The sequence below is a fragment of the Streptomyces sp. 3-6 genome (genome assembly GCF_056323165.1).
In genome coordinates, this window is sequence record NZ_JBWHZP010000008.1 from 1 (window position 1) to 24,430 (window position 24,430).

Here is a 24,430-nt window from a genome sequence, read left to right on the forward strand (position 1 = left end):
GCTGCGCCTCACCCGCCGTCGTCGCCGTCCCGACCGACGCCGTCGTACTCCCACCCGGATCCGTCGAACCCGCCGACGGATCCACCGACACCGAGAAGTCCCGAGCAGGGGTGCCGCCCTCGCCGGCGAGTTCCCACACGGTGTGGGCGATGGCGTTGGCGGCTATGCCCATGGCCCGCGGGCCGACGTTGTCGATGTCGTCGCAGGCGGAGTGGTAGCAGGGGTCGTCGGCGGAGCCGATGCCGCTGACCGGGACGCCGTGGCGGGTGAAGGAGCTGTGGTCGGAGCTGCCGTCCCACTTGATGTCGAAGGTGCCGATGTCGCGGGCCGCGAAGTAGTCCTTGAAGACCTTGCCCACGGACGGGGTGTGGCTGTACACGCCCCACCTGGTGGTGTCCTTCTGGCCCACCATGTCGAAGTTGAGGTAGACGTCGATCTTGTCGAGCTCGGCCTGGCCCAGTTGGTCGGCGTAGTGCCGTGAGCCGATCAGGCCGAGTTCCTCCGCGCCCCACCAGGCGAAGCGCAGCCGCTTCTCGGGCCGCAGGTCGGCCCGGGAGACGGCGAGCGCGGTCTCCAGCACGGCCGCGGATCCCGACCCGTTGTCGTTGATCCCCGGGCCCTCCGGAACTCCGTCCAGGTGGGCGCCGGCGAAGACGACCTCGTCGGGGTTGCCGTGGGGCCATTCGGCGACGACGTTCCAGCCGGTCGCGTTCCGGTAGGTGAAGGGCTGGAGCGTGGTGGTGAAGCCGACCGCGTCGAGTCGTCCCTTGACGTAGTCGGCGGACGCCTTGAAGCCGGGGCGGCCGTGGGCGCGGTTTCCTCCGTTGGCGTCGGCGATGCCCTGGAACTCGCGCAGGTGGGCCATCAGGTTGTCGGCGGGGATCTCCGGTGCCTGCGCGTCCGTCGCCGCGTCGGGCACGGCCGCCCGGACGGTGGCGCCGGGCGGGGCGGCCGGCGCGTCGGCGCCCGCGACGGCGGAGCCGGTGGAGGCGGTGAGGGCGCCCACGGCCAGCGCCAGGGCGCTCGCCAGGGTCACGAGGCGTTTTCGCATGGAGTGATGAACCTTTCGGTGGGGGGTGGCCGGGGTGTGGTGGGAAGGGCTCAGGGGGTGTCGTAGCCGAGGGTGTAGTCGCCGCCGGCCGTGCGGGCCTGGATCCGGTAGCGGTAGTAGCCGGCCGGCCCGGTGTGGGTGAGCGTCGTGCCGGGGCCGGTGGCTTCGGCCACGACCGTCCAGGACCTGCCGCTCCACTTCTGGAGGGCCAGGTCGAAGTCGGCGCCGTCCGGGGCCCGCAGGCAGGCGCGGTGGGTGCCGGTGACGGAGGTGCGGTAGTAGCCGCCGTCCGGCTGGTAGGCCGTGGCGCCCGCTCGGAGGCTGCCCGTGCGGGTCTCCTCGTGTCCGGTGCAGGTGTCGGGGGTCGTCCCTCGCACCTTCAGCGTGAGCGCAGCGCTGCGGGTGCCGCCGTCGGATCCCTTGCCCGTCACGGTGATCCGGTGGGTGCCGGCGGGGGTGTCCTCGGCGGTGGAGACGGTGAGGACGGAGGAGCCGCCGGTCTCGACCGTCGGCGGGTCGAAGGCCGCCGTCGCTCCGTCCGGCAGACCGGAGGCGGTGAGGGTGACGTCCTGCGGGTCGCCCGATGTCGTGCGGGTGACGACGGTGCTCGTCGCGACGGCTCCGGGCGTCGTGTCGACGGTCGCGGGCGTCAGGTCCAGGGAGAAGGAGGACGGGTTCTGGCCGCAGTCGCCGGGCCGGCCGGGTTCGGCCGCCTGCGCGGGCACGGACACCGCGTCCCAGGCCCCCTTGACGGTGTCGTAGCGCGCGCAGTCACCGGGGTACAGCTGGGTGACGGCGTTCAGGGTCGCCACCCTGGCGTCGGCGTACTCCCAGAAGGACGTCTTCTGCAGCAGCGCCGTCATCCAGATCCGGCCCGCGGTGCGGATGCCGAGGCCGGTCACGCTGTCCGGCCCGCCCGCGCAGACGGGGCTGGAGGGCTTGCCGCCTCCCGGGTTCGTTCCCTCGGCCATCAGGTAGAAGAAGTGGTTGGCGGGTCCCGCGGCGTCGTGCACCTCGGTGTCGGGGATCTTCGTCGACCAGCAGTTCGGCTCGTCCCGCGGCCCTGCCGACGGGTCGTACATGATGCGTTCCGGGCCGCGTCCGAGGGCGTCGGCCTCCTCCGCGTACACGTAGTCCGGCGGGTCGGAGGGGTGGTTGGCGTAGTGCTCGGTGAGGGCGCCGAAGATGTCGCCGGTGGCCTCGTTCAGGGCGTACGTCTCCGTGTAACCGTCGAAGCCGCCGGGGGTGAACTGGAAGACCGAGTGCCCGAACTCGTGTGCCACGACGTCGAGTTCGGTCAGCTGGCGCTGGTTGTCCTTGGTGCGGCCGATGTTGACCGTGTGGCCGTTCCAGTAGGCGTTCACCGCGTTCAGGCCCACGAACAGGGGGAAGGCGCCGCCCGAGCCGTCGAAGCCGTCGCGGCCGAGCCAGTCGCGGAGCATGTTCCACTCCTGCTGCGCCGCGTAGTAGGCGTCCGCGCACGCCGTCTCCAGGTCGGTGCCGCCGCCGTTGCCGAAGGAGTCGTCGGGCCCCGAGACCGCGCCGTTGCCCTGGATGCCGCAGAACAGGTTGCGGCGGCCCGGGTCGGACATCTCGTAGCCGGAGCCGGTACGGCGGGTGTCGATCGGCGTGTCGTCGTAGTAGTAGCCGTGCCCGGTGCCGTCCAGCACCTCGTCCCAGGCCGCCGGCACCGTCCCGGAACGGGCGTCCACGATCACGTGCAGCCGGCTCGGCCGGCCCTCGCGGGTTCCGGTGAGGACGACCTCGTAGGCCAGGCGCTCCTCGTCGTCGGGCGCGAACACCACCAGCCGCGGCGCGGTGGCCCCGGTGGCTCCCGGCATCCGGGTCCGGGCGGCGGCCGTGGCCGCGCGGGGTGTGACGGTGGGGGTCACGGCCACGTCGACGGGGGGCTTGCCCGCGAGGGGGGTGCCCACGAGGGAGCCGGAGGAGTCGGTGACGGCCACGAAGTCGCCGCCCAGCACGGGCAGTCCCCGGTAGGTCCGCTCGTAGGCGTGGTAGGTCAGTCCGCGCGGCCCCTCGGTGGTCCCCACCGGGACGAGCCGCTCGTGGTCGCGTCCGGTCGCCAGTCCCTCCAGGGTGGCGCCGGCCTCGCCGCCGGGCGTCGCGTGGGAGGGGTGCGGGGCGATCCCGGACATCGATGCTGTGAGCATGACAATGGCGACGCCCAGAAGTCCGAGTCTTCGCATGAGTCCGTCCTTGTCGGCAGAGGCGGCCGGCCGCGGGGCCGGACCGATGGGCGGAACGCTCGCAGGATCCGCAGGGGCACGACAACGGGCTCGGCGACGAGAGGCACACATCGGCAAACCCGCCCGTCGGCAACCACTCAGGGTGAGGACGTTCCCCCGGTCGCTGCCGCACGGTCACCCGGTGGAACGCACAGGCACATTCCGGCATACGGTCGGTGAGGGCCCGGTGACAGCACACCCCCGGGTCGGCGCCGGGCCGCACCACGCGAAGGGGCCCGGACCGCCAACAGGCGGTCCGGGCCCCGACGTCAGGGCGTCAGCTGCCCTGCAGCGTCACGTCGTCGATGACGAAGCTGGTCTGCAGGTAGGCGTCCTCGGTGGCCGTGAAGGTCACCGTGACCTGCTTGCCGGCGTAGGAGCTCAGGTCGAGCGACTGCTCGACGTAGCCCTGCCGCGCGTCGGCGTTGGACTTGGTGCTGATGGTGGTGCCGTCCACCTTGACCCGGAGGAAGTCGTACGGGGTACTGGTGCGTTCCGCCGTGTCGACGTGCAGGAAGTAGCCGAGTGTGACCTTGGCGCAGCCCTTCGGGACGGTCACCGTCTGGTTGATGGTCTCGGTGTGGCTGCTCCCGTACCCGGCCAGCCAGGAGAAGCGGGTACCGGTGTGGGCGGACTGGCCGTTGTGGGCGCCGATGGTGCCGGTGTTGCCGGTCCACGGGGAGGTGCCGTTCTCGAAGCCGCCGTTGACGATCTTCTGGCCCGTGTCGCAGTCGCCGCCGTCACCGGTGACGGTCAAGGTGTACGTCGTGGTGTGCGTGGCCGACGTACCGGTGGCCGTGACGGTGAGGGTGTAGGTGCCCGGTGCCGTCGATGCCGCCGTGTCGACCTTCATGGCGGCCTTCTGGCCGGACTCGACGGACTGCGGGTCGAAGGCCACCGACACTCCGGCGGGGGCGTTCGGGACCGTCAGACGTACGGTCTGCGCCTCGCCGTTGGTGGTGGCGGTGGTCACCTGCGCGGTGGCCGACTCGCCGGCCTTGACGCTGCCCGAGACGGGTGAGACCGCGACGGAGAAGTCGTTCGCCGGGGCCTCGCCGCCGACCGCCTGCTCCCACAGGGTGTAGGCGACGCCGTCGGAACCGCGGTTGAGCCCGGTCACGTTGATGTTGTCGATGGTGTCGCAGGCGGAGTGGTAGCAGGGGTCGTACGCCCTGTTGGCCGTGCCGCCCCACTTGGCGGCCTGCGCCGAGGTCTTGCGGGCGCCGGCGCCCATCGCGTAACCGGAGGTGGCGATGGAGTAGCGCTGGAAGGAGTAGTCGTCGCTGCGGCCGGCCCCCTCGGTGTTCTCCTCGGGTGCCAGACCCAGGGAGTCCCAGTACTCCTTCATGGGCGCGGCGGCGGCCGAGTCGATGTGGTTGATGAAGTAGCCGCCGTTGGTGGAGGCGACCATGTCGAAGTTGTAGTACGCCTTGATCTTGGAGCGTTCGGCGGAGCTGAGCGAGCGGACGTAGAAGTCGGAGCCGTTGAGGCCCTGTTCCTCGTCGGTCCACCAGGCGAAGCGCACGCGGTTGAGCATGGTCGGGTTCTGCCGGGCCAGTTCGAGGGCGTTCTCCAGGAGTGCCGCCGATCCGGAGCCGTTGTCGTTGATGCCGGGTCCGGCGGAGACGCCGTCGAGGTGGGCGCCGAACATGTAGACCTTGTCCGCGTCGCCCTTCGGCCACTCCGCGATCAGGTTGGGGCCGGCGCCGCTGGTGCAGCCGGAGGTGCAGGGCTGCTCGGTGACCGTGTAGCCGGCGGCCTGGAGCTTGCCCTTGACGTAGGCGACCGACTCGTCGTAACCCGAGCGGGCCGCGTGGCGGTTGCCGCCGTTGCGGTCGGCGATGGCCTGGAACTCGGCCAGGTGGGCCCTCACCTTGTCCACGTCGATGTCGGGGGCCTCGCCGCCGGGGTTGCCCCCGCCACCGATGGTCAGCGTGTACTGCGCGGTGTGGTCCGCCTCGCTGCCGTCGCCCTTGACGGTGAGGGTGTAGGTGCCCTGGGCCGCGGAGTCCGCGACGGTCACCTTCATGGTCGCGCTGTCACCCGCCGTGACCGACGACGGGTCGAAGGAGACCGACACACCGGCCGGCGCGCCGCTCGCCGTCAGCGCGACGGACTGGGCGCTGCCGCCGGTGACGGCGGTGGAGACGGTCGAGGTGACCGACTGGCCCGGCTCGACGCTGCCCGCTGACGGGGTGAGCGCCATCGAGAAGTCGGAGGCCGGGGTGCCGGTGCACGTCGGGTCCGCGGACTGGGCGGGGACACTGATCGCGTCCCAGGCCGCCTTCGTCCTGTTGAAGAGGGTGCAGGTGGGGTCGAGGTTCTTGGCGGAGGTGAGCGTCGCGGTGCGGTACTGCTTGTGCGTCATCCTGCTGGTCTTGAGCAGCATGCCGCCGTAGAAGATCTTGCCCGCGTTCTGGATGCCGACCCCGGTGAGGGTGGTGTTGTTGCAGGTCGGGCTGGTCGGCTTGCCGTCCCCGGGGTTGGTGCCCTCGGCGAGCAGATAGAACCAGTGGTTGAGCGGGCCGGCGGCCGCGTGGACCTCCATGTTGGGGATCGAGGAGGAGTAGCAGTTGGGGTCCCGCAGCTTGGACGGGTCGTGCATGATGCGGATCGGCCCGTTGCCCACCAGGTCGATGGTCTCGCCGACCTCGTAGTCGCCCGGGGTGTCGTACGGCTCGGGCTGGTTGGCGTACGCCTCGGTCAGGGCGCCGAAGATGTCGCCGGTGGCCTCGCCGAGGCCGTTCTCGTTGTTCGCCCCGCCCGGGGTGAACTGGTCGATGCCGTGCCCGTACTCGTGGGCGACGACGTCCATGGCGCCGATCCACTCGCCGGCCTGGTTGTGGCCGATGGAGACGCTGGAGCCGTTCCAGTAGGCGTTGACCTGGTCGAGGCCGACCTTGGTGGGCCAACTGCCGCCGTTGCCGTCGTGGCCGTCGCGGCCCAGCCAGTCGGAGAGCATGCCCCACTGCTTCTGGGCGGCGTACATCACGTCGACGCAACCGGTCTCCCGGCTGCTCGCGTCGCCGTTGCCCCAGTCGTCGTCCGGACCGGTGAAGACACCGCCGCCGCTGTAGTTGGCGCAGCTCAGTCCGGGGCGGGTCGGGTCGCTCAGCCGGTACTGGCCACCGGACTGGCTGGTGTCGATGGAGAGCGGGTTCGGACCGTTCCACTCGCTGTGACCGCTGCCCGCGCGTACGTCGTCGTAGCTGTCGACGACCTTTCCGCTGCGGGCGTCGACGAAGACGTGCAGGCGGCTGGGGCGCTCGTCCTTCGTGGTGCCCGTGACGACGGTCTCCCAGGCGAGCCGTGCGGTGTCGCCCTGGATCTTCACCACCAGCCGCTGGGACTCGGTCTTGTCCGCCTGCTTCAGTTTCGCGCGACTGGTGCGTGCCGCCGCGGCGGCCTCGACCCTGGCCTCGGTACCGACGGATATCCGGACGTCGCTCGCGGCGCGCACGGCCCGGACGTCGCCCTCGCCGTCGGCCAGGACCACGGCGTCGCCGCCGACCACGGGCAGGCCGCGGTAGGTCCGCTCGTACGCCACGGAGTAGAGCCCCTTGAGCCAGGGCGTGACCATGCGCCGGTCGTAGCGCTCGTCCGGCCCCTTGGCGAGCGCGTCGAAGCCGCTCGCGGTGACCTTGTCGGCGGCGGCGACGGCCCGGTCCACGGGTTTGGGTTCGGCGGCGGCTTCGGCGCGGACGGAGTCGGTCGGTGCGGCGCGGGCGGCGGACACGGCGGGAAGTGCCACCGTGCCGATGGCTACGACCATGGACAGGCCGGCCGTGGCGAGTCTTCGTTTCACCAGTGCTCCTTGACATCGTGTGTCGTACGCGGGACGGGCGAACACTCGGCGGGGCATGACGGCCTGACGTCCACGGGGAGCCGACGACAGTCTTTTGCCATGTCCACGACCGACAAGGCGGCAAGCTCGCATCAACTCGGACCCGGGTCAACGAAGAAGGCACCGCTCACGGCCGACCGGCACACACAGGCAAACCCGTGCCACCCCCGCACCGGCCGGCCCTTCCCCCGGGGCACCTGGCGCTCACCAGGCAGAGTGGGCGGGACCGGCCGCGCACCGGGTGCGCGGACCCCGCCGGGGGCACGAGGCGTCGGCCGGTGGGAGCGATCGGGGCGGGGCCGCGCTGTCACAAAGTGGCAAAGCCGCCGGCGGGACCCTCCACCGGCCCGCGCCGCCCCCCCGACCGGGCAGTGCGCCGCGCCGTTCGGGCGGGTGACGACGGCCAGGTCAACGAGGTGGATCCGGCTCCGTAGCACGATGCGACCCGCGGGCGGGCACCTCCACCGGGCAGCTGGTCCGCGCGCCGGACCGTACGGGGCCCTGCGCCCGGACCGGCGGACGGCGCGTCCGGGACCCCAACTTCCGCTTATCATTCGACGCGTGTTCGATTCACGGCACATCAGGACCTTCCACGTCGTCGTCAACGCCGGCACGTACTCGAAGGCGGCCTCGCTCCTGGGCTACACACAGCCGGCGGTGACCCAGCAGATGAAGGCGCTGGAACGGTCCGTCGGCAGTCCGCTGTTCGTCCGGGTGGGCCGGCGCATGCGGCTGACGGAGGCCGGCGAGACCCTGGCCCGGCACGCCGAGGCGATCCTGGAGAGCCTGGACCTCGCGGAGGAGCGGGTGACGGCGATCACCCGGCTTCGCAGCGGAACGGTCAGGGTCTGCGGCTTTCCCAGCGCCAACGCCACGCTCGTCCCGGAGGCACTGGCACACCTCTCGGCGGAACACCCCGGGATCCGGGTGAGTCTGCTCGACGACGAACCGCCCGACTCGCTCGGGCGTCTCGGGCGCGGCGAGTGCGACGTGACGCTCGCCTTCACCTATCCCGGAGCGTCCGACGAGCTCCCCGAGGACGTGGTCGCCGTCCCGCTGATGGAGGACCAGCTCACGGTGCTCATGCCGGTCGCGCACCCTCGGGCGCGGCGTCGTTCCGTGTGTCTCACGGACTTCTCCGGGGAGCGGTGGATCGCCGGTTGCGCCCGCTGTCGCACCCACTTCCTGCACGCGTGCGCGGAACTGGGCTTCGCCCCCAACATCGCCTACACCACCGACGACGGTCTGGTCGTGCAGTCGCTGGTCGCCCAGGGCCTGGGCGTCGCGCTGGTGCCGAGTCCGGTGCTGCCCTTCCTCCGGCTCGACCGGGTGGCGGGGCGCGCCCTGAGGCCGGCCGTGCACCGGCGGATCTCCGCCTACGTGCTGCGCGGGCATCTGCGGGTCCCCGCGACCGCCCGAGTCGTCGAAGCGCTCAGGACGGTCGCCGAGAGGCGGATCGGCTGCTGACCCGCCGCCGGACACGATCCCGCGTGCCCGCGTGCCGCGACCCATAAGCCCCCGTTGCCGTGAACCCAAGCAATCGTCGTTGGACGCGGGGGTGTTCGGCTCGCAGGCTGCCGACATGACCGCCGACACCACCACACCGCGTCCGCAGACCACCGCCCGCCTCGACCGCCTCGTCGACGAGGTGCGGAAGGTCGTCCGGCGCGGCCTCCCGCACGACCGCACGGCCCGACTGGTCGGTGAGCGCCTCGGACCCCACCTGGGGGCCGCCGACCTGCTGACCGGGCGGCAGAGCGAGGGCTCACCGGACCACTACCGTCAGCACGTGCTGCACGCCGAAGGCGACGGCAGCTTCTCGATCGTCTCCCTGGTCTGGCTCCCGGGACAGCGCACCGCCGTCCACGACCACGTCTCCTGGTGCGTCACCGGTGTCCACATCGGCCGCGAGGACGAACGCCGGTACGAGATGCGCTCCGAGGAGGAGGGCACCGGACGTCTCGTCTTCACGCGGGACGTGGTCAACGACCAGGGCGACGTGTGCGGCTTCGCGCCCCCCGGCGACATCCACCGCGTCCGCAACGCCGGCTCGGGCAAGGCGATATCCCTGCACGTGTACGGAGCCGACATCACTCGGCTGGGCACCAGCATCCGCCGGGTCTACGAGCCGCCCGCCGATGAGCGCTGAGACCCGTACGGGCGGCGGTGCGGCGACGGCCTCCGCCTCACAGGGTCCCCGTCAGGAACTGCAGTCCGAGGCTCGTCCCGGACACGACCACCCACAGGCAGGCGCCGAGGAGCAGCGGGCGGAATCCGGCCCGGCGCAGACCGGCGAGGTCGGTGGAGAGCCCGATCGCGGAGAGCGCCACCGTGATCAGGAAGACGGCCAGGGCGTCCAGTCCGTCGTGCCAGCCGTCCGGTACGAGCCCGATCGTGTTGGCCGTCGCGGTGAGAAGAAAGCCGACGAGGAACCACGGCACCAGTCCGAGGACACCGACGCGGGACCGGACGCGGGCCGACGGGCCTCCCGGCGACGGTGCTACGGCCGCGGCACCGTCCGGCACGTCGGCCCGCCCGGCGGCCCTACGGGCGACGAGTGCGGCCAGGCCGAGGCAGATCGGGATGATCAGGAGAGTGCGGGTGAGCTTGACGACGACCGCGTACTGTCCCGCCTCGTCCCCGTACGTGGTGGCGGCGGCCACCACCGAGGACATGTCGTTGACCGCGGTTCCCGCGAAGAGCCCGAAGGCGTGCTGCCCCATGCCCAGCAGGTGTCCCAGGAAGGGGAAGGTCACCACGGCGGCGATGTTGAAGAGGAAGATGGTGGACACGGCGTAGGCGACCTCCGCGCTCGCCGCCCCGATCACCGGGGTGACCGCGGCGATGGCCGAAGCGCCGCAGATCCCGGTGCCCGCCCCGATCAGGGTGCGCAGGTCGCCCCCGATTCCGAGCAGTCTGCCCACGAGGTACGCGGCGACCAGGCAGGCGGTCAGGGAGCCGAGCATGACCGGGAGAGACCCTCCGCCCACCCGCGCGATCTGGGCGAGGGAGAGCTGGCAGCCGAGAATCACGACCGAGACCTGGAGCACGGACCGGCCCGCGAACGTGATCCCCGGCCTCAGCCGCCCGCCCGGCCGGAGCACCGCGGCCAGCACCACACCCAGGACGATGCCCGTGACCGGACCGCCCACCACGGGGAACCGGCTGCCCACGGCCGTGGCCACGGCGGCGATCGCCACGGCCAGCGCGAGGCCAGGCAACCGGGCCCTCAGCGCCGCGCCGGGAGCGCGCGACACGGATGTCCGCCCGACGTCCCGGCTTCCGTCCGGCGGGAGGGGCGGCGCGGGCCGGCCGCGCGGGGCCGTCGGTTCTTCCTGCTGACTCATGTTTTCGACTGTCGTACGCCGCGGACCAGGTCGCTAGCCAGCCGATCGTGAGGAGGTCATAGCCAAACGCCATGACAGGCCGAGACCGGGCGGGACTCACCCGCTCATACCCTGGAGCAATGAGTAAGGTGCCGGACCTGGAGTCCTTGCGGCTGCTGGTGCTCGTCGGCGAGCTGGGCAGCCTCGGTGGCGCGGCCACCCGCCTCGGCATCGCCCAGCCCTCGGCCAGCAAGCGTCTGTCCACGCTGGAGCGACGCCTGGGCCTGGTGCTCGTGGACCGCACCCGGCGCGGATCGCGGCTGACGTCCGCCGGGCACATGGTCTCGGGGTGGGCGCAGCTCGTCCTGGACGACGTCGGCGCGCTGCTGACCGGCGCCGAGGCGCTGCGCAGCAAGCGCGACGCCGAGCTGCGGGTGGCGGCCAGCATGACGGTCGCCGAATACCTGATGCCGACCTGGATCGGCGAGCTCCGCCAGACACGTCCCGACCTCTACGTCGGGCTTCAGGTCACCAACAGCGAGCATGTACGGGAACTGCTGCACGACGGCGCGGTGGAGATGGGCTTCGTGGAGTCGCCCCGGGCACCCGTGGGTCTGTCCCGGCGGGTCGTGGCCCGCGACCGGCTGATCGTCGTCGTCGTCCCGGACCACCCATGGGCCCGCCGCCGGAAGCCTCTGCACGTCCGGGAACTCGCGGCCACCCCCATCGTCGTCCGGGAGCGCGGTTCGGGCACCCGGGAGACCCTCGACCACGCCCTTCGCCGGGCGGGCGCCGAGGAGGCCCGTCCGCTGCTGGAGCTGGGCTCGGCGGCGGCCGTACGGGGTTCGGTGATCGCGGGGGCCGGCCCCGCCGTCCTCAGTGAGCTCGCGGTGGGAGGCGATCTGGCCGAGGGACGTCTGGTCCCGGTCGAGGTGGAGGGCGTCGACCTGCGCCGCTCGCTGCGCGCGGTGTGGCCGGCCGGACGTCATCTCGCCGGACCCGCCGCCGAGCTCCTCGCCGTCGCCGTTCACCGCGCTCGCCGTAACGGTCACCGCCACCGTCCCACGCGTGCGGACGCTCCCGTCGCGGACGACCCCGGCAGCAGACGACCGCTTCCGAGGTGACCTCACCCAACGCGGCCGGGTCACAGGCCGTCGCTCAAGCGGCCCCTGAACCCGTGACCGGTACCGAGCGGCCCAATTGGTCATCCGTCCAGGACGATTGACCACCCGAAGTGCGCCACCTAGACTCCCGGCACCCGTCCGGACCAGGAGGCGCCGGTGACCGCACCGCCCGAAGGCCGGCCCGGCCCCCTGGAACCGACCCGCCCGGCGGAGGACGCCTCGGTACCCGGCACCGCCGTCACCCTGACGTGGCTGTGGCTGTTCGCGCTGGCGTGGCTCGGGTTCTGGCTCCTGGTGATGCTGCCCAGCCAGGTCATGCTCGCCCAGTTGGCCCGCGACGTCGACCCCGGCCGGAAGGTCCGCCTGGCCAGCGTTTTCCAGGGTGTCCTGCTGGTCACCATCGTGGTGGCCGTCCCCCTGGTGGGCTTCCTCTGCGACCGCACCCGCCTGGCCTGGGGCCGCCGGCGCGTGTGGGCGCTGGCCGGGTTCGCCCTCGCCGCACTGGCCTTCGCCCTCGTCGGGCAGGTCGACTCGGTGCCGGTGGTGTGCACGCTGCTCGTGCTCGTGGCGATCGGGCAGGCGAGCGTTCTGGTGGCCCTGAGCGCGATGATCGCCGACCAGGTACCCGTGAACCAGCGCGGCCGGGCGTCGGCGGCCTTCGGCGTGCCGCAGGTGATCGCGCTGGCGGGCGGCATGGCACTGGTCACCGAGGTCATCGACGACGTGCCCACCGCGTGGTGGGTGATCGCCCTGATCGCCGTGGTCTGCGGTCTGCCCTTCCTGCTCGGCGTCGGCGAACCGGCACCGCCCCCGCGGGCCGCACCGGCCGGGAGTCTGCTGCACAACCTGACGCCGCCCCGTCCGCGCCGGGCACCGGACTACTACTGGGCCATGTCCACACGGGTGCTGATCAACGCCGGCAACCTGGTCGGCACGGCGTACCTGCTCTACTACGTCGAGGACGCGCTGCACCGTCCCGACCTGGAGACCGCGGCGCTCACGCTCACCCTTGTCTACCTGGCGTTCTGTGTGGTCGCGACGTACGCCGCCGGACTGGTCGCCGACCGCACGCTGCGCCGCAAGCCGCTGGTCGTCGTCAGCGCCGTGCTGCAGACCGCGGCCGCGCTGAGCCTGGCTCTCTCGCCGACGTGGCAGGCGGCGTTGCTGGCCGCGGCCCTGCTGGGCGTCGGGTACGGCGCCTTCCTCTCCGTCGACCAGGTGCTCACCACCGACGTCCTGCCCGACGAGCGCACCCGGGCCCGCGATCTGGGCCTGGTCAACGCCGCCCAGAACCTGCCGATCGCGCCCGTGGTCGGCTTCACGGTCCTCACCCTCACCAACGAGAACTACCGCGCCCTCTACGCCGTCAGCGCACTGATCATGCTGCTCGGCGCCTGGTCGGTGACGCGGATAAGGTCGGTGTCCTGACATGCGCGCCATCTTCGTCCTCTTCGACACGCTCAACCGTCGATTCCTGCCCCCGTACGGGGCGAAAAACGTCGTCGCCCCGCACTTCGCCGACCTCGCCGAGCGCAGCGTCACCTTCGACAACGCGTACGGCGGCTCGATGCCCTGCATGCCGGCCCGGCGCGAACTGCACACCGGTCGGCACAACTTCCTGCACCGGGGCTGGGGCCCGCTGGAGCCGTTCGACGATTCGATGCCCGAACTGCTCACCCGCGCCGGCGTCTACACGCACCTGGTGACCGACCACCAGCACTACTGGGCCGACGGCGGAGCGACCTACCACCCGCGATTCCGGACCTTCGAGTTCTTCCGGGGCCAGGAGGGCGACGAGTGGAAGGGGCACGTCGCCGACCCGCCCGTGCCCGACAACCAGGCGCCGACCGCGACGAACGGGGAACTGCGCCGCCAGGACCGGGTCAACCGGCTCTACATGACCAGCGAGGCAGAACACCCGCAGACGCGTACCTTCGACGCCGGACTGCACTTCATCCGCACCAACGCCGACGAGGACGACTGGTTCCTCCAGATCGAGACCTTCGACCCGCACGAGCCGTTCTTCACCTACGACGACTACCGGAAACTGTACGACACGGCATACGACGGCCCCGAACTGGACTGGCCCGACTACGTGCGGGTCTCGGAAACGAAGGAGACCGTCGACCACACCCGCTCGCTCTACTCGGCGCTGCTCACCATGTGCGACCACAGCCTGGGCCGGGTGCTGGCCGCCATGGACGAGCACGACATGTGGGACGACACGATGCTGATCGTGGGCACCGACCACGGTTTCCTGCTCGGCGAGCACGACTGGTGGGGCAAGAACACCCCGCCGTACTTCCAGGAGACCATCCACCTTCCGCTGTTCGTGTGGGACCCGCGCTCGCGCCGCCGCGGTGAGCGACGCACCTCGCTGGTGCAGACGATCGACCTCGCTCCGACCCTGCTCGACTTCTTCGGACAGCCCGCGACCCCCGACACCCAAGGGATGCCCCTCGCAGACACCGTCGCGTGCGACGAACCCGTCCGCGAAGCAGGTCTGTTCGGCATCTTCGGCGGACACGTCAACGTCACCGACGGCCGCTGGGTCTATCTGCGCGCCCCGGCGCGCCCCGGCAACCAGCCGCTCGCGGAATACACGCTGATGCCCACCCTCATGCGCGGTCGGATGCCGGTCGAGGTGCTGCGCGAGGCCGCTCTCGCCGCTCCCTTCGGGTTCACCAAGGGCGTGTCACCGCTGCGGGTGCCCGGCACCGCCTACACCGACCCCCACACCTTCGGTTCGATGCTCTTCGACCTCGACGCCGACCCGGGGCAGCAGCACCCGGTCGTCGACGACGAGCAGGAACTGCGGATGGCCACCCTGATGCGCGACCTGATGGTCGCGAGCGAGGCGCCGGCCGAGCAGTTCTCGCGCATGGGCCTACCGGCGACCGGGCCGCTGACCACCGAGCACCTGCTGTGCCGCGAGCAGGCCGCTCAGGTGGAGACCAGCCGCCGACGACCGCTGCGGGCCGCGGACTTCCCCGGCTCCAGGATCGGCGTGACCACACCGATAGCGACGCTGCTGGCCGACCCCGCCGCGGTCTCGGTCCTCCGGGCCCACCTGGGCGACCTCGTCGACGGTCCACTGCCCGACGAAGTGCTCGAGCTGGGGCTGCTGGACGTCGCCGGCGTGGCCGTCGGACTCATCCCCACCGCCACACTGCACCGGATCGCCGACGAACTGGCCGAACTGTGAGCGGCCCCTGCTGCTCACCGGGGCGCCACGGCGAACGCGGAACGGAAGCGGCGAAGCCGACGGAACCGGCCGCCGGGGTCCCTCCCGTCCGCACTCCACGGCACGACGCCGAGCCGCCGGACCAGGCGGTGCGGCTCCCCGGGGGCACCTTCCGGATGGGCAGCGACGAGGGGCTGGGCCACCCCGACGACCTCGAGGGGCCGGTCCGTGCCGTGACCGTCGGTCCCTTCGCCGTGGCCGCGACGACGGTGACCACCGCCCAGTGGGCGGCGTTCGCCGAGGAGACCGGGCACGTCTCCGACGCCGAGCGTTTCGGCTGGTCCCACGTCTTCCACCTGCACCTGACGCCCGCGGCCGCGGCACGCGCACCCCGGGTCCGGTCGGCACCGTGGTGGTGCGCGGTCCGAGGCGCGAGCTGGCAACGTCCCGAGGGCCCCGGATCCGACGTGACCGGCCGCGAGGACCACCCCGCCGTGCACCTGTCCTGGCGCGACGCGCGGGCCTGGTGCGCCTGGGCGGGCGGCCGACTGCCGACCGAGGCGGAGTGGGAGTACGCCGCCCGGGGCGGTCTCGAGGGCGCGCGCTACCCGTGGGGCGACGAACTGCGCCCCGGCGGGGAGCACCTGTGCAACGTCTGGCAGGGCGACTTCCCCCACGGTGCCGATGGGGCCGATGGGGCCGACGGCTGGGCCGGCACCGCGCCGGTCACGACGTACCCTCCCAACGGCTTCGGTCTCTTCCAGACCGTCGGCAACGTGTGGGAGTGGTGCGCCGACCCGTGGCGCGGCGGCCGGGTGATCAAGGGCGGTTCGTTCCTGTGCCACGACTCCTGGTGCAACCGCTACCGGGTGGCCGCGCGCTCGGCCAACGAAGAGGACGCGTCGGCCGCCAACGCCGGCTTCCGGTGCGTCTGGGACCTCCCGGCCCCGGACGCACCGTAGGCGGCGGCACTCACCGTGCGTGGACGGCCACCTCCCACAGCGAGTAGCCGTACTTGGTGGCCCGGTCCGTGCCGTGCACCCTCAGGTAGCGGGCGGTCGTCGGGGTGAATTCGGCGGTCTCGAGCCCGCCGCGCCCCTGCGCGGTCTGCCACACCATGCGCCAGGTCCGGTTGTCGTCGGACACCTCGATGCGGTAGGCGGCGGCGTGGGCCTTCTCCCAGTCCAGGACCACGCGGCCGACGCGCTGGCGGCTGCGCAGGTCGACGGACCACCACTGGTCGTCGCTCCAGTCACTGGCCCACCGGGTGCCGGAGTTCCCGTCGACGGCACGGTCGGGCCGGTAGCTGGTGACGACCGAGAACTCACTGCTGCCGGCCGACGCGGCGCCGCTCCGGGCCAGGTCGGCCGGTCGGTCCCAGGTACGGGTGGCGTTCCACGTGTCCAGGTACGACTGCGCGCCGTGCAGGAGTTCGTCGACGACCGTGTCACCGCCGAGATGGCGTACGTCCTCGATCCAGTCAGGGATCAGTCCGACGTGGGCGCCGCCGTCGGTGTTGACGTCCCACACGCGCTCGCCGGTGTGCTGGCGATCCACCAGCGGACCGTCGGGGTAGGACCGGAACGGGTAGGTGACCTTGTCGGGGGCGTCGGCCCCGCGGGGCGCGGGGTGGCTGCCCAGCCCGTTGAAGTCGGTGCCGTAGCCGAGCCCGACGTCGTACTTCTTGCGCAGGTCGGCGGTGGCGGCGGTGTCCTGGACGAAGCTCTTCGAGTCCATGTCGTAGGAGCCGACGAAGCCGCCCATCCGGTAGAGCCGCTCGGTCCAGTTGCGGTCCATCCAGCTGTGGCTGGAGATCACGCCGGGGTACCGCACCGATTCCATGATGTCCATCGCCCGGCCCGCGGCCTTGACGCTCATGTGGTCGACCTCGACCATCATCCCGCGGTCCATCATGGCGTTGAGGGCGTACTCCCCGAGCCGGGTGAGGCCACGGGTGTTGCACTGCGCTTTCTCGTCGTACGACGGCACGCTGGTCCCGCGCGGCAGCTTGGCCTCCATCTCGGGGACCTTGGCCGAGCCGATCGGGTTGTCGTGCTGGGGGCCGGTGCACTTCTCGGTCTTCCAGAAGGTGCCGGTGGAGAGGAACTGCCCGACGTTGATGACGGTGCCCTGCGTACCCTGGTCGAAGCGCACGCCGCACAGCGCGTTGTCGAACTTGTGGCACAGGAACATGCTGCTCACGCCGAGCGCCCGGAGTTCGTCGAGGCCGGCGTCGATGTCGGCCCTGGAGCACTGGGCGACGTCGAGCACCTGCTTGCAGCCGAAGGGCTCGGAGGTCTCCACGCCCAGGACAACGGCGAGTTTGCCCGCCTCGATCACCTCGCGGGCCTGCGCGGGGGACGTCACGATCCGGAACCAGCCCTTGCCGGCGCCGCCGTACATCTGGTCGACGTAGTCCTGCATGTCGTAGGTCTTCTGTGCCTGCAGCCGCACGGAGTCCATCTCGTCGCAGCCACGGTCGCGGACGTAGATGGAGCAGATGACACCGTTGGACGTCAGGTCGGTGACGAGCACGCGCTGCCCGGCCCGCCAGGCGCGCTCCAGCCAGGCGTAGTAGTTCTGCTGGTGCGACATCGTGGTGTGGCTGGGCCAGTCCTTGAACGTCGGCCAGCCCACCGGGTCGTGGTGGCCGTCGGGGTCGACGGTGAGGTTCTCCAGCAGCGCGCCGGCTCCGTCGGGGTAGTGCTCGGGACAGTCCTTGAGGGCGTCGGCGATGCCGCCGTCGGAGAACGGCTTGCCGCAGACCAGCCTGCCGCCGAACGCCTCGTTGGTCATCAGGTGGTTGTGGGTGTCGACGAATCCGCGCACGTCGCCGTTCGCGTCGGTGCCGGTGAACGGCTCGCCGCTCACGTTGACCTGGGAGTCGGGGGCGGGCCGGTCGGCCGGTTCCCACCAGGGTCGCTCGGCGGCACCGGCCCCGCCGGCGCCCAGGCCGGAGAGGAGCAGTGCGGCGAGGAGGGACAGGGCAAGGGCGGCGGCGCCACCCGGACGCGCTCTCTTCATAGGCTCTCCCGAGGCATGGGGTGGGGCGCACCCTAGAGTTGGTCAAGTGACCCGGTCAAGAGTCCAGTTGAGCCATCGGGGCCCGTCGGCGCCCTGTCAGGCCGGGTGCGCCAGCCCCGCCACATGCCGGGCGACGAGGTCGAGGGCCTCGGCGGCCGCGGTCGCATTCCCCTCGTTGAGGTAGAGCAGCGTCACGCCGTCGAGCGCCGCCGTGACGTAGCGCGCCAGGACCGGCACCGGCGCCCCCCACTCCAGCCGCCCGCCCGCGTCGTCGGTGAGGGCCTCGATGAGGCGGGTGTTGGCCGCAAGGTAGGTCTGGTACTGCCGCTCAGCGACGACGGCCAGGCCGGGCTGCCGCGCCGCGTAGTGCGTCAGCTCGTAGGTGAGGCGGTGCTCGTCCGGCTCCTCGACGACGTGCTGCCAGTAGGCGCGCATGCCGCGACGCAGCCGTTCCTCCAGGTCGCCGGCGCCGGTCACCTCCGACAGCGCCCGCTCCAGGGTGTGGCCGGTGATGACCTCGATGACCTCGACCAGCAACTCCTCCTTGGAACGGAAGCAGTAATGGAAGGAGCCCAGCGGCATGTCGGCCTCGGCCGTGATCGCGCGCGTGGTGGCGGCCGAGACCCCTTCCCTGACCATGACCGCGATCGCGGCGTCGACCAGCCGCCCGCGTCGTTCGCTCGCCGCCATCCGGCTCATGACTCGGCTCCTCACTCGTGCTCGGGGGGACGGGGCGCGAGCGCCCACGCCGGCTCCATTGTCCTCGCCCTCGTCCTGGACGATCGACCAGGACGCTTGACCAAGCTTTCGGCTGCTGCGATAGTCGCGCCACCGACCGCACCGTCGACACCGCCACCGTCCACCAGGGCGACCAGGGCCACCACAGAGCCTGTCTCTGAAGACCGACCCCTGACCGTCAGCGCCGCGAAAGGTGTGACCATGTCCGACTTCCCCCGCCTTCCCGAGGACTTCGTCCTCGGTGTGTCGACGGCGTCGTACCAGATCGAGGGCGCCGCCGCCGAGGACGGCAAGGGGCCCTCCGTCTGGGACACTTTCTGCGCCGAGCCCGGCAGGATCAGGAACGGCGAGACCGGTGAGGTCGCCTGCGACCACTACCACCGGTCCAAGGAGGACGTCGCCCTGATGCGGGAACTGGGCGTGGACGCCTACCGCTTCTCGATCTCGTGGCCGCGCGTCATGCCGACCGGGGCGGGCGACGTCAACGCGGCCGGCCTGGACTTCTACGACCGGCTCGTCGACGACCTGCTGGCCGCCGGCATCACTCCCGCGGTGACCCTGTACCACTGGGACCTCCCCCAGGCGCTCCAGGACCGCGGCGGCTGGCAGGTGCGGGAGACGGCTCAACGCATGGCGGACTACGCCACCGTGGTGGCCGAGCGGCTCGGTGACCGGGTCGGTATGTGGATGCCGGTCAACGAACCGGTGGTGGCGACGATGTTCGGGCACGCGGTCGGCACCCACGCCCCCGGCCTGGCGCTCGGCTTCGACGCGCTGCCGGTGGCCCACCACATGCTGTTGGGCCACGGCCTGTCCGTGCAGGCGCTGCGCGCCGCCGGCGTCGGCAACATCGGCATCGCCTCCAACCACGCCCCCACGTGGCCGGCGACCGGCTCCGACGCCGACCGGGAGGCTGCCGCGTCGTACGACACCCTGGTCAACTGGCTCTTCGCGGACCCGGTTCTGCGCGGCTGCTACCCCGACGAACTGCTGGCCTCACTGATGCCCGGCCACGCCGACGGCACCCTGGCCGCGGACCTGGAGATCATCTCCGGCCCCCTGGACTGGTTCGGGGTGAACTACTACCAGCCGGTGCCCGTGGGCGCCCCCGGCACCGCGTCCGCGAGCTCGCCCGTCCTGGAGGGCGCCGCCCTGCCGGACGGGCTGCCGTTCGAGCCCCGCGTCCTGACCGGCACACCCACCACCGACCTCGGCTGGGCCGTCGTCCCCGACGGGCTGCACGAGATCCTGACCACGTTCGCGCGGCGGTACGGCGACCGGCTGCCGCCGCTCCACGTCACCGAGAGCGGCTGCGCCTTCCACGACCGGCCCGGCCCCGACGGTGCCGTCCACGACCCACGGCGCATCGCCTACCACCGCGACCACCTCGCCGCGGTGTCCCGGGCGATCGCGGCCGGCGTCGACGTGCGCGGCTACTTCGCCTGGTCGCTCCTGGACAACTTCGAGTGGGCCCTGGGCTACGAGCCCCGGTTCGGCCTCGTTCATGTCGACTACGACACCCAGACGCGGACACCCAAGGACTCCTACCGCTGGTTCCAGAAGCACCTGTCCGCCCGAAGGAGGCCGGCGAAGTAGACCCGAGCCCCGGCCGAGAACCCCCGCGCGCCGATCCCACGCGCTTGCGCCACACCCGCCACCCCACAGCGGCGTGGACATGCGATGCTCACGCGCAGCAGGAGCAGCCCGGTCGGCAACCGCACGCTTCCGCGGCCACTTCCCGCGGTGCGGCAGCCGGAGTGGCGCAACAGCCCTCGCCCCGCCAGGCGTTGCGCCCTTCCTTGACGGCGACGGCGGCGATGACGAGGGCCGCGACCGGATCGGCCCAGGTCCAGCCGAGGGTGGCGTTGAGGACCAGCCCGGCCAGCAGCACGGCGGACAGGTAGGTGCACAGCAGGGTCTGCTTGGAGTCCGCGACCGCACTGGCGGAGCCGAGTTCGCGGCCTGCGCGGCGCTGGGCGGCGGACAGGAACGGCATCACGGCCAGCGAGAGGGCGGCGAGCACGATGCCGGTGAACGAGCGGTCCGCGCCGCCGGTGCCGGCCAGTGCGCGGGCGGCGTCGACGCTCACGTAGGCGGCGAGGACGAAGAACGACACGGCGATGATCCGCAGCGTGGTCGTCTCCCGCGCCTCGCGGACGGCGTGCTCACGGGCGGAGAACTGCCAGGACAGCGCGGCGGCGGAGGAGACCTCGATGACCGAGTCCAGACCGAAGCCGATCAGCGCGGTCGACGACGCGACGGTGCCCGCGGCCAGCGCGACGACGGCCTCGACCACGTTGTAGGTGATGGTCGCGGCGGCCAGCACCCGTATCCGGCGGGTGAGCACCTCGCGGCGCGCCGGGGCAGGACCGAGAGACAGGGACGCCATCAGCAGCAGCCCCGCGCATCGGCGTCGGGGCACGTCTTGTCCGCCTCCACCGCGACCACGGCGGCCAGCAGGTCGTCCAGGACATGCCCGAGGCGGTCGTCGGCGAGTTCGTAGCGGGTGCGGCGCCCCTCCGGGACGGTGACGACCAGTCCGCAGTCACGCAGACACGCCAGATGGTTGGACAGACGGGTCCGGGAAACACCGAGGGCTTCGGCGAGGTCGGCCGGATAGGCGGGCGCCCGACGCAGGGCGAGCAGGATCCGGCACCGGATCGGGTCGGCGAGCGCGCGGCCGAAACGGGCCAGCACGTCAATGTCGGAGGCAACGGTCAGCACACTCACGACAGTACATCGTTTTCTGAATTCAGGAAACCATGGATCATAGTTGGTGAGCCGTCGCCCCACGCTTCGCTTCATCAGTACGAGACGACGACGCCTGTGGCGGACCACGTCCGTCCTTGTCTCTGAATGATCAGGAAACGGGGAACCAGGTCGAGAGGCGCTTGGCGATGGCCGGTACGTCGATGTTGTCTTGCGCGACGTCCTCGACGAACGGGCCGGCCAAGGAGACGTGCGGCGGGACGGTGCTGGCGCTCACGCCGTTGAACCGCAGGAAGACACGCATGGCGAGCCAGGCGGTGCGCTTGTTGCCGTCGATCAGCGCGTGATTGCGGGCAACGGAGTGCAGCAGTGCCGCCGCCTTCTCGTGCAGCGTGGGATACAGCTCGGCCCCGAACACGTTGGTCCGGGGTCGCTCGATCGCCGACACGAGGAGGCCCATGTCGCGCACGCTGTGTTCGGGCCCGTTGACCGTGCGGGCGATGGCCAGGATCTCGTCGATCTGGAGGTAGCGCACGCCGGTCACTTCAGGTAGTCCAGGATCTCCGCATCGCTGTCCATCAGCTCGGCCAGGACGTCATCGACCTTCAGCTCGGCCCGGTCCTGGGCGTCACGGATGGCCTCGATGGCAAGTTCCTGCTTACTACGGCCCTCCCGTCGGGCCCGCTCCGTAAGCTTCGCGTCCAGGTCGTCAGGGAGTCGGAGTGTCATCGCCACACGACCATGATACCTGACCGGTATCAAGCGGCGCGGTCGAGTGTCCCGTTCCCCAACAGTGTGGCCGAGATCGCGGTTCGCGGCGCCTGCGAAGGTGCAGCAGAGACTTCCGCTTCGGGCGTCATCCGAGCGTCAAGAATCCCCGAAAGCCCCTCCGAGGGCGTCGGCCACGAGGCACCTCACTCATGAACCCGCAGGTCAGCGATCCGCAAAGACTGACCCGTCACTCGAACCGTTCCACGGAGGGAAACAGGTCGAGCAACCCACCAGAGCAACAAAACCGCAGGTCACGCACCCTTGCCCGCCGGTTCGAGAATCGCCACGCACTCAACATGCGAAGTCATCGGAAAGATGTCGGCCTGAGCGAGTCTCGGAAAAGGCCAGGTCAAAGCCTCTTTCTCGGCTCGCTGTCCTGCGTACGGACGCCCAGAGCGTCAAACGAGCGTCATGACGACCTAGCCATCTCTCCTGGGGGCGGAACTGGCTGGCACGACCAGCTCCCCCTGCGTGAGCTCGACTGCGTTCACTGCGGACACCGGCTCGCACATCATGATCCGCACCACTTGGCCGGCCACGACAATGGAGTCATGCCTTCCAGCCCACAGCGCCCCGCACCCGCGCCGAGGGCCCTCTCGGGAGCGAACGCCGAGGATCTCGCGTTGTACCGGGAGAAGTTGCGGCGGCGCCTACCGGAGTCGCTGGCCGAGCTGCAGGGACCCACTCAGGGGGCGTGGCGCTGCCGCCGCACATGGCTTGGTCCGGGATGACTTCGCACGACCTCAGCAAGCCACGCCAGCGCATGGGCCTGCAGCGCACCGCCCTACACGAGGGCCTGCACGATGATCTGCCCCTCTATCTCAACCAGGACCTGCTCCTCCAGCTGTGGCCGATGCTGTGCACACTCGTCGGTCGCACCGTGCGCACTGTCTGGGAGGACACTTTCCCCGAGCTCGCCTCCCGCACTCGGGCAGCCACGTGACGGACATGCCGGGGCTCCACACGTGGCTGCTGGCGGATGTGACTGCGCTCGGCTCCCCGTACACCCCTGGTCCTCACTGGCGGATACACCGTGCGGGCGCACCACCTTGTAAACCGCCCCCGCCAGGACCTCGATGTCGCCACCGACAACCCGGCGCCCGCGGCCGCCATCGCAGCCCCTCCGTAGGGGTCTGGAAGCCGGGACTGGAAGGTGCAGGCGCTCGAGACCGCCCCGCTGGCCCCCCGTTTAGACGTCGTTTCTGATGGTGGGATCGCTCGTTGAGCCGCACATGACGGATCTGATCGAGCGGTTGGTGCCGGACGAGTTGTGGACGCTGTTCCGGCGGGTGGTCCCGCCGACGGAGGTCATACGCCCGCAGGGCGGCGGCCGCCGACGAGCCGGGGACCGCGAATGTTTGGCGGCGATCATCTTCGTGGCCACATCGGGCTGCACCTGGCGGCAGTTGCCGCCAGTGTTCGGACCAGCCTGGCCCACCGTCTACCGACGCTTCGCCCAGTGGAGCCGAGAGCGGGTGTGGGCCAGGCTGCACCGGGTGCTCCTCGACGAACTCGGCGCTCGGGGCAAGCTGGACTGGTCGCGATGCGCCATCGACTCCGTCAGCGTCCGGGCGGCAAAAGGGGGCCACTCACCGGACCGAATCCGACCGACCGCGGCAAGCCGGGATCGAAAATCCACCTGATCACCGACCGCAACGGACTGCCCCTGTCGCTGGGCATCTCCGGCGCCAACACGCACGACAGCCTCGGCCTGCAGCCGCTCGTGCGCGGGATCCCGCCCATCCGCTCCCGCCGCGGACCGCGCCGCCGGCGCCCCGCCAAGCTCCACGCCGACAAGGGCTACGACTACGACCACCTGCGGAAATGGCTTCGCGAGCGTCGCATCCGCCACCGCATCGCCCGCAAAGGTATCGAGTCCTCCACGCGGCTGGGCCGCCACCGCTGGGTCGTCGAGAGAACGGTCTCATGGCTGGCCGGGTGCCGCCGTCTGCACCGCCGCTATGAGCGAAAGGCCGAGCACTTCCTGGCCTTTGTCGGCATCGCCGCAGCCCTCATCAGCTACCGCCGACTCACCAACTGAAACGGCGTCTTAACCGTAACCGGCCCAGCCACCGGGCAGGACGTGAGGTCGGCATTCTCAAGGAGATCTTCTGGCGGCCGTCCCCCAGAACCCGTACAGGCTTGTCCTCGCGGAGGAGGACGTGATCGGGACGAAGATCCGCGCTCTCGCCGACTGCGGAGTGACGCGTGATCTGATCGACGTGTTCGCTGCGTGCCGCCTCTTGACCACGGCCGAACTCGAGGAGTTCGGCCGTCGCCGCGCCAGCGGCCGCTTCGCCCCAAGCCAAACAAAGGTTGATCATTCAGCAGGCCCCGCTGCCGTGTGGACCCCGAAACTTTCAGGTACCCAGCCTCCGGGTTCACTCTTCCCGAAGGACGTGCACAGGTCCTT

The 24,430-nt window shown here is 71.2% G+C and carries 19 protein-coding genes and 2 pseudogenes; 11 read left to right on the forward strand and 10 right to left on the reverse strand.

Annotated features, from left to right (window positions below):
• The 3 genes from AC02VZ_RS12715 to AC02VZ_RS12725 all read right to left on the reverse strand — a co-directional run.
• A partial coding sequence (locus tag AC02VZ_RS12715; RefSeq protein WP_476475410.1) for a M20/M25/M40 family metallo-hydrolase occupies nt 1–1,051 on the reverse strand: 1,051 nt, incomplete at its 3' end.
• 50 nt (nt 1,052–1,101) lie between these two features.
• Complete coding sequence (locus AC02VZ_RS12720) at nt 1,102–3,258, reverse strand: M4 family metallopeptidase (protein WP_476475411.1); 2,157 nt, start codon at nt 3,256–3,258, stop codon at nt 1,102–1,104.
• 316 nt (nt 3,259–3,574) lie between these two features.
• Nucleotides 3,575–7,102: a M28 family peptidase gene (locus AC02VZ_RS12725; RefSeq protein ID WP_386624356.1), complete on the reverse strand. Its 3,528-nt coding sequence runs from the start codon at nt 7,100–7,102 to the stop codon at nt 3,575–3,577.
• A 600-nt stretch (nt 7,103–7,702) separates the two neighbouring features.
• On the opposite strand from AC02VZ_RS12725, the gene AC02VZ_RS12730 reads away from it, so the two are divergent.
• Both AC02VZ_RS12730 and AC02VZ_RS12735 read left to right on the forward strand, forming a co-directional pair.
• A complete protein-coding gene (locus tag AC02VZ_RS12730) occupies nt 7,703–8,608 on the forward strand; it encodes a LysR family transcriptional regulator (protein ID WP_432058160.1) in 906 nt (301 codons plus the stop codon).
• Nucleotides 8,609–8,723: 115 nt separating this feature from the next.
• Nucleotides 8,724–9,290: a cysteine dioxygenase family protein gene (locus tag AC02VZ_RS12735; RefSeq protein WP_164382804.1), complete on the forward strand. Its 567-nt coding sequence runs from the start codon at nt 8,724–8,726 to the stop codon at nt 9,288–9,290.
• Nucleotides 9,291–9,327: 37 nt separating this feature from the next.
• Here AC02VZ_RS12735 and AC02VZ_RS12740 read toward each other — a convergent pair whose 3' ends face one another.
• On the reverse strand, nt 9,328–10,488 hold the full coding sequence (locus tag AC02VZ_RS12740; RefSeq protein ID WP_386624362.1) for a YeiH family protein: 1,161 nt from the start codon (nt 10,486–10,488) through the stop codon (nt 9,328–9,330).
• A gap of 119 nt (nt 10,489–10,607) precedes the next feature.
• Here AC02VZ_RS12740 and AC02VZ_RS12745 point away from each other — a divergent pair, with 119 nt between their 5' ends.
• From AC02VZ_RS12745 to AC02VZ_RS12760, 4 genes are all read left to right on the forward strand, one after another.
• A complete protein-coding gene (locus tag AC02VZ_RS12745; RefSeq protein ID WP_386624364.1) occupies nt 10,608–11,591 on the forward strand; it encodes a LysR family transcriptional regulator in 984 nt (327 codons plus the stop codon).
• Between the two features lie 156 nt (nt 11,592–11,747).
• On the forward strand, nt 11,748–13,019 hold the full coding sequence (locus AC02VZ_RS12750) for an MFS transporter (protein ID WP_386624366.1): 1,272 nt from the start codon (nt 11,748–11,750) through the stop codon (nt 13,017–13,019).
• Between the two features lies 1 nt (nt 13,020).
• Nucleotides 13,021–14,796: a sulfatase gene (locus AC02VZ_RS12755; protein ID WP_386624369.1), complete on the forward strand. Its 1,776-nt coding sequence runs from the start codon at nt 13,021–13,023 to the stop codon at nt 14,794–14,796.
• A complete protein-coding gene (locus tag AC02VZ_RS12760; RefSeq protein ID WP_432058162.1) occupies nt 14,793–15,737 on the forward strand; it encodes a formylglycine-generating enzyme family protein in 945 nt (314 codons plus the stop codon). Before AC02VZ_RS12755 ends, AC02VZ_RS12760 begins: the two co-directional genes overlap by 4 nt.
• A gap of 10 nt (nt 15,738–15,747) precedes the next feature.
• Here the strand turns inward: AC02VZ_RS12760 and AC02VZ_RS12765 are convergent, their stop codons facing one another.
• On the reverse strand, nt 15,748–17,799 hold the full coding sequence (locus AC02VZ_RS12765) for a galactose-binding domain-containing protein (RefSeq protein WP_432058163.1): 2,052 nt from the start codon (nt 17,797–17,799) through the stop codon (nt 15,748–15,750).
• Nucleotides 17,800–17,895: 96 nt separating this feature from the next.
• Nucleotides 17,896–18,498: a TetR/AcrR family transcriptional regulator gene (locus AC02VZ_RS12770; RefSeq protein WP_432058164.1), complete on the reverse strand. Its 603-nt coding sequence runs from the start codon at nt 18,496–18,498 to the stop codon at nt 17,896–17,898.
• Between the two features lie 240 nt (nt 18,499–18,738).
• On the opposite strand from AC02VZ_RS12770, the gene AC02VZ_RS12775 reads away from it, so the two are divergent.
• Entirely contained in the window at nt 18,739–20,133 is a 1,395-nt protein-coding gene (locus tag AC02VZ_RS12775; protein ID WP_432058165.1) for a GH1 family beta-glucosidase, read from the forward strand.
• 88 nt (nt 20,134–20,221) lie between these two features.
• On the opposite strand, the gene AC02VZ_RS12780 is transcribed toward AC02VZ_RS12775, so the two are convergent.
• The 4 genes from AC02VZ_RS12780 to AC02VZ_RS12795 all read right to left on the reverse strand — a co-directional run bounded on the left by AC02VZ_RS12780 (nt 20,222) and on the right by AC02VZ_RS12795 (nt 21,981).
• Entirely contained in the window at nt 20,222–20,926 is a 705-nt protein-coding gene (locus tag AC02VZ_RS12780; RefSeq protein ID WP_432058177.1) for a cation efflux transmembrane domain-containing protein, read from the reverse strand.
• Nucleotides 20,926–21,261, reverse strand: a complete 336-nt coding sequence (locus AC02VZ_RS12785) for an ArsR/SmtB family transcription factor (protein ID WP_432058166.1) — start codon at nt 21,259–21,261, stop codon at nt 20,926–20,928. The genes AC02VZ_RS12780 and AC02VZ_RS12785 overlap by 1 nt, the downstream gene beginning before the upstream one ends.
• A 136-nt stretch (nt 21,262–21,397) precedes the next feature.
• Nucleotides 21,398–21,790 carry a type II toxin-antitoxin system death-on-curing family toxin gene (locus AC02VZ_RS12790; RefSeq protein ID WP_432058167.1) on the reverse strand — a complete coding sequence of 131 codons (393 nt, stop codon included), beginning with the start codon at nt 21,788–21,790 and terminating at the stop codon, nt 21,398–21,400.
• Nucleotides 21,787–21,981, reverse strand: a complete 195-nt coding sequence (locus AC02VZ_RS12795) for a ribbon-helix-helix protein, CopG family (protein ID WP_007445201.1) — start codon at nt 21,979–21,981, stop codon at nt 21,787–21,789. The genes AC02VZ_RS12790 and AC02VZ_RS12795 overlap by 4 nt, the downstream gene beginning before the upstream one ends.
• Before the next feature lie 730 nt (nt 21,982–22,711).
• On the opposite strand from AC02VZ_RS12795, the gene AC02VZ_RS12800 reads away from it, so the two are divergent.
• The 4 genes and pseudogenes from AC02VZ_RS12800 to AC02VZ_RS12815 all read left to right on the forward strand — a co-directional run.
• The gene (locus AC02VZ_RS12800) at nt 22,712–22,960 is read left to right on the forward strand and encodes a transcriptional regulator (RefSeq protein WP_381310083.1); all 249 of its coding nucleotides are present in this window, start codon (nt 22,712–22,714) and stop codon (nt 22,958–22,960) included.
• Nucleotides 22,957–23,215: pseudogene (locus AC02VZ_RS12805) on the forward strand (hypothetical protein); the annotation flags it as partial. The gene AC02VZ_RS12800 and the pseudogene AC02VZ_RS12805, both read left to right, overlap by 4 nt.
• A 34-nt stretch (nt 23,216–23,249) precedes the next feature.
• A protein-coding gene (locus AC02VZ_RS12810) for an IS5 family transposase (protein ID WP_432058168.1) occupies nt 23,250–24,058 on the forward strand; the annotation gives its coding sequence in 2 pieces (ribosomal slippage) (nt 23,250–23,597 and nt 23,600–24,058; 807 coding nt in all).
• Nucleotides 24,059–24,070: 12 nt separating this feature from the next.
• Nucleotides 24,071–24,314, forward strand: a pseudogene (locus AC02VZ_RS12815) (hypothetical protein); the annotation flags it as partial.
• Nucleotides 24,315–24,430 lie beyond the last annotated feature (116 nt).

Excerpts from the sequence above, each read along its gene's own strand:
- AC02VZ_RS12755 (WP_386624369.1), top strand. The coding sequence starts at position 13,021 with ATGCGCGCCATCTTCGTCCTCTTCGACACGCTCAACCGTCGATTCCTG.
- AC02VZ_RS12775 (WP_432058165.1), top strand. The coding sequence starts at position 18,739 with ATGTCCGACTTCCCCCGCCTTCCCGAGGACTTCGTCCTCGGTGTGTCG.
- AC02VZ_RS12745 (WP_386624364.1), top strand. The coding sequence starts at position 10,608 with ATGAGTAAGGTGCCGGACCTGGAGTCCTTGCGGCTGCTGGTGCTCGTC.
- AC02VZ_RS12735 (WP_164382804.1), top strand. The coding sequence starts at position 8,724 with ATGACCGCCGACACCACCACACCGCGTCCGCAGACCACCGCCCGCCTC.
- AC02VZ_RS12740 (WP_386624362.1), bottom strand. The coding sequence starts at position 10,488 with ATGAGTCAGCAGGAAGAACCGACGGCCCCGCGCGGCCGGCCCGCGCCG.
- AC02VZ_RS12765 (WP_432058163.1), bottom strand. The coding sequence starts at position 17,799 with ATGAAGAGAGCGCGTCCGGGTGGCGCCGCCGCCCTTGCCCTGTCCCTC.
- AC02VZ_RS12770 (WP_432058164.1), bottom strand. The coding sequence starts at position 18,498 with ATGAGCCGGATGGCGGCGAGCGAACGACGCGGGCGGCTGGTCGACGCC.
- AC02VZ_RS12780 (WP_432058177.1), bottom strand. The coding sequence starts at position 20,926 with ATGGCGTCCCTGTCTCTCGGTCCTGCCCCGGCGCGCCGCGAGGTGCTC.
- AC02VZ_RS12720 (WP_476475411.1), bottom strand. The coding sequence starts at position 3,258 with ATGCGAAGACTCGGACTTCTGGGCGTCGCCATTGTCATGCTCACAGCA.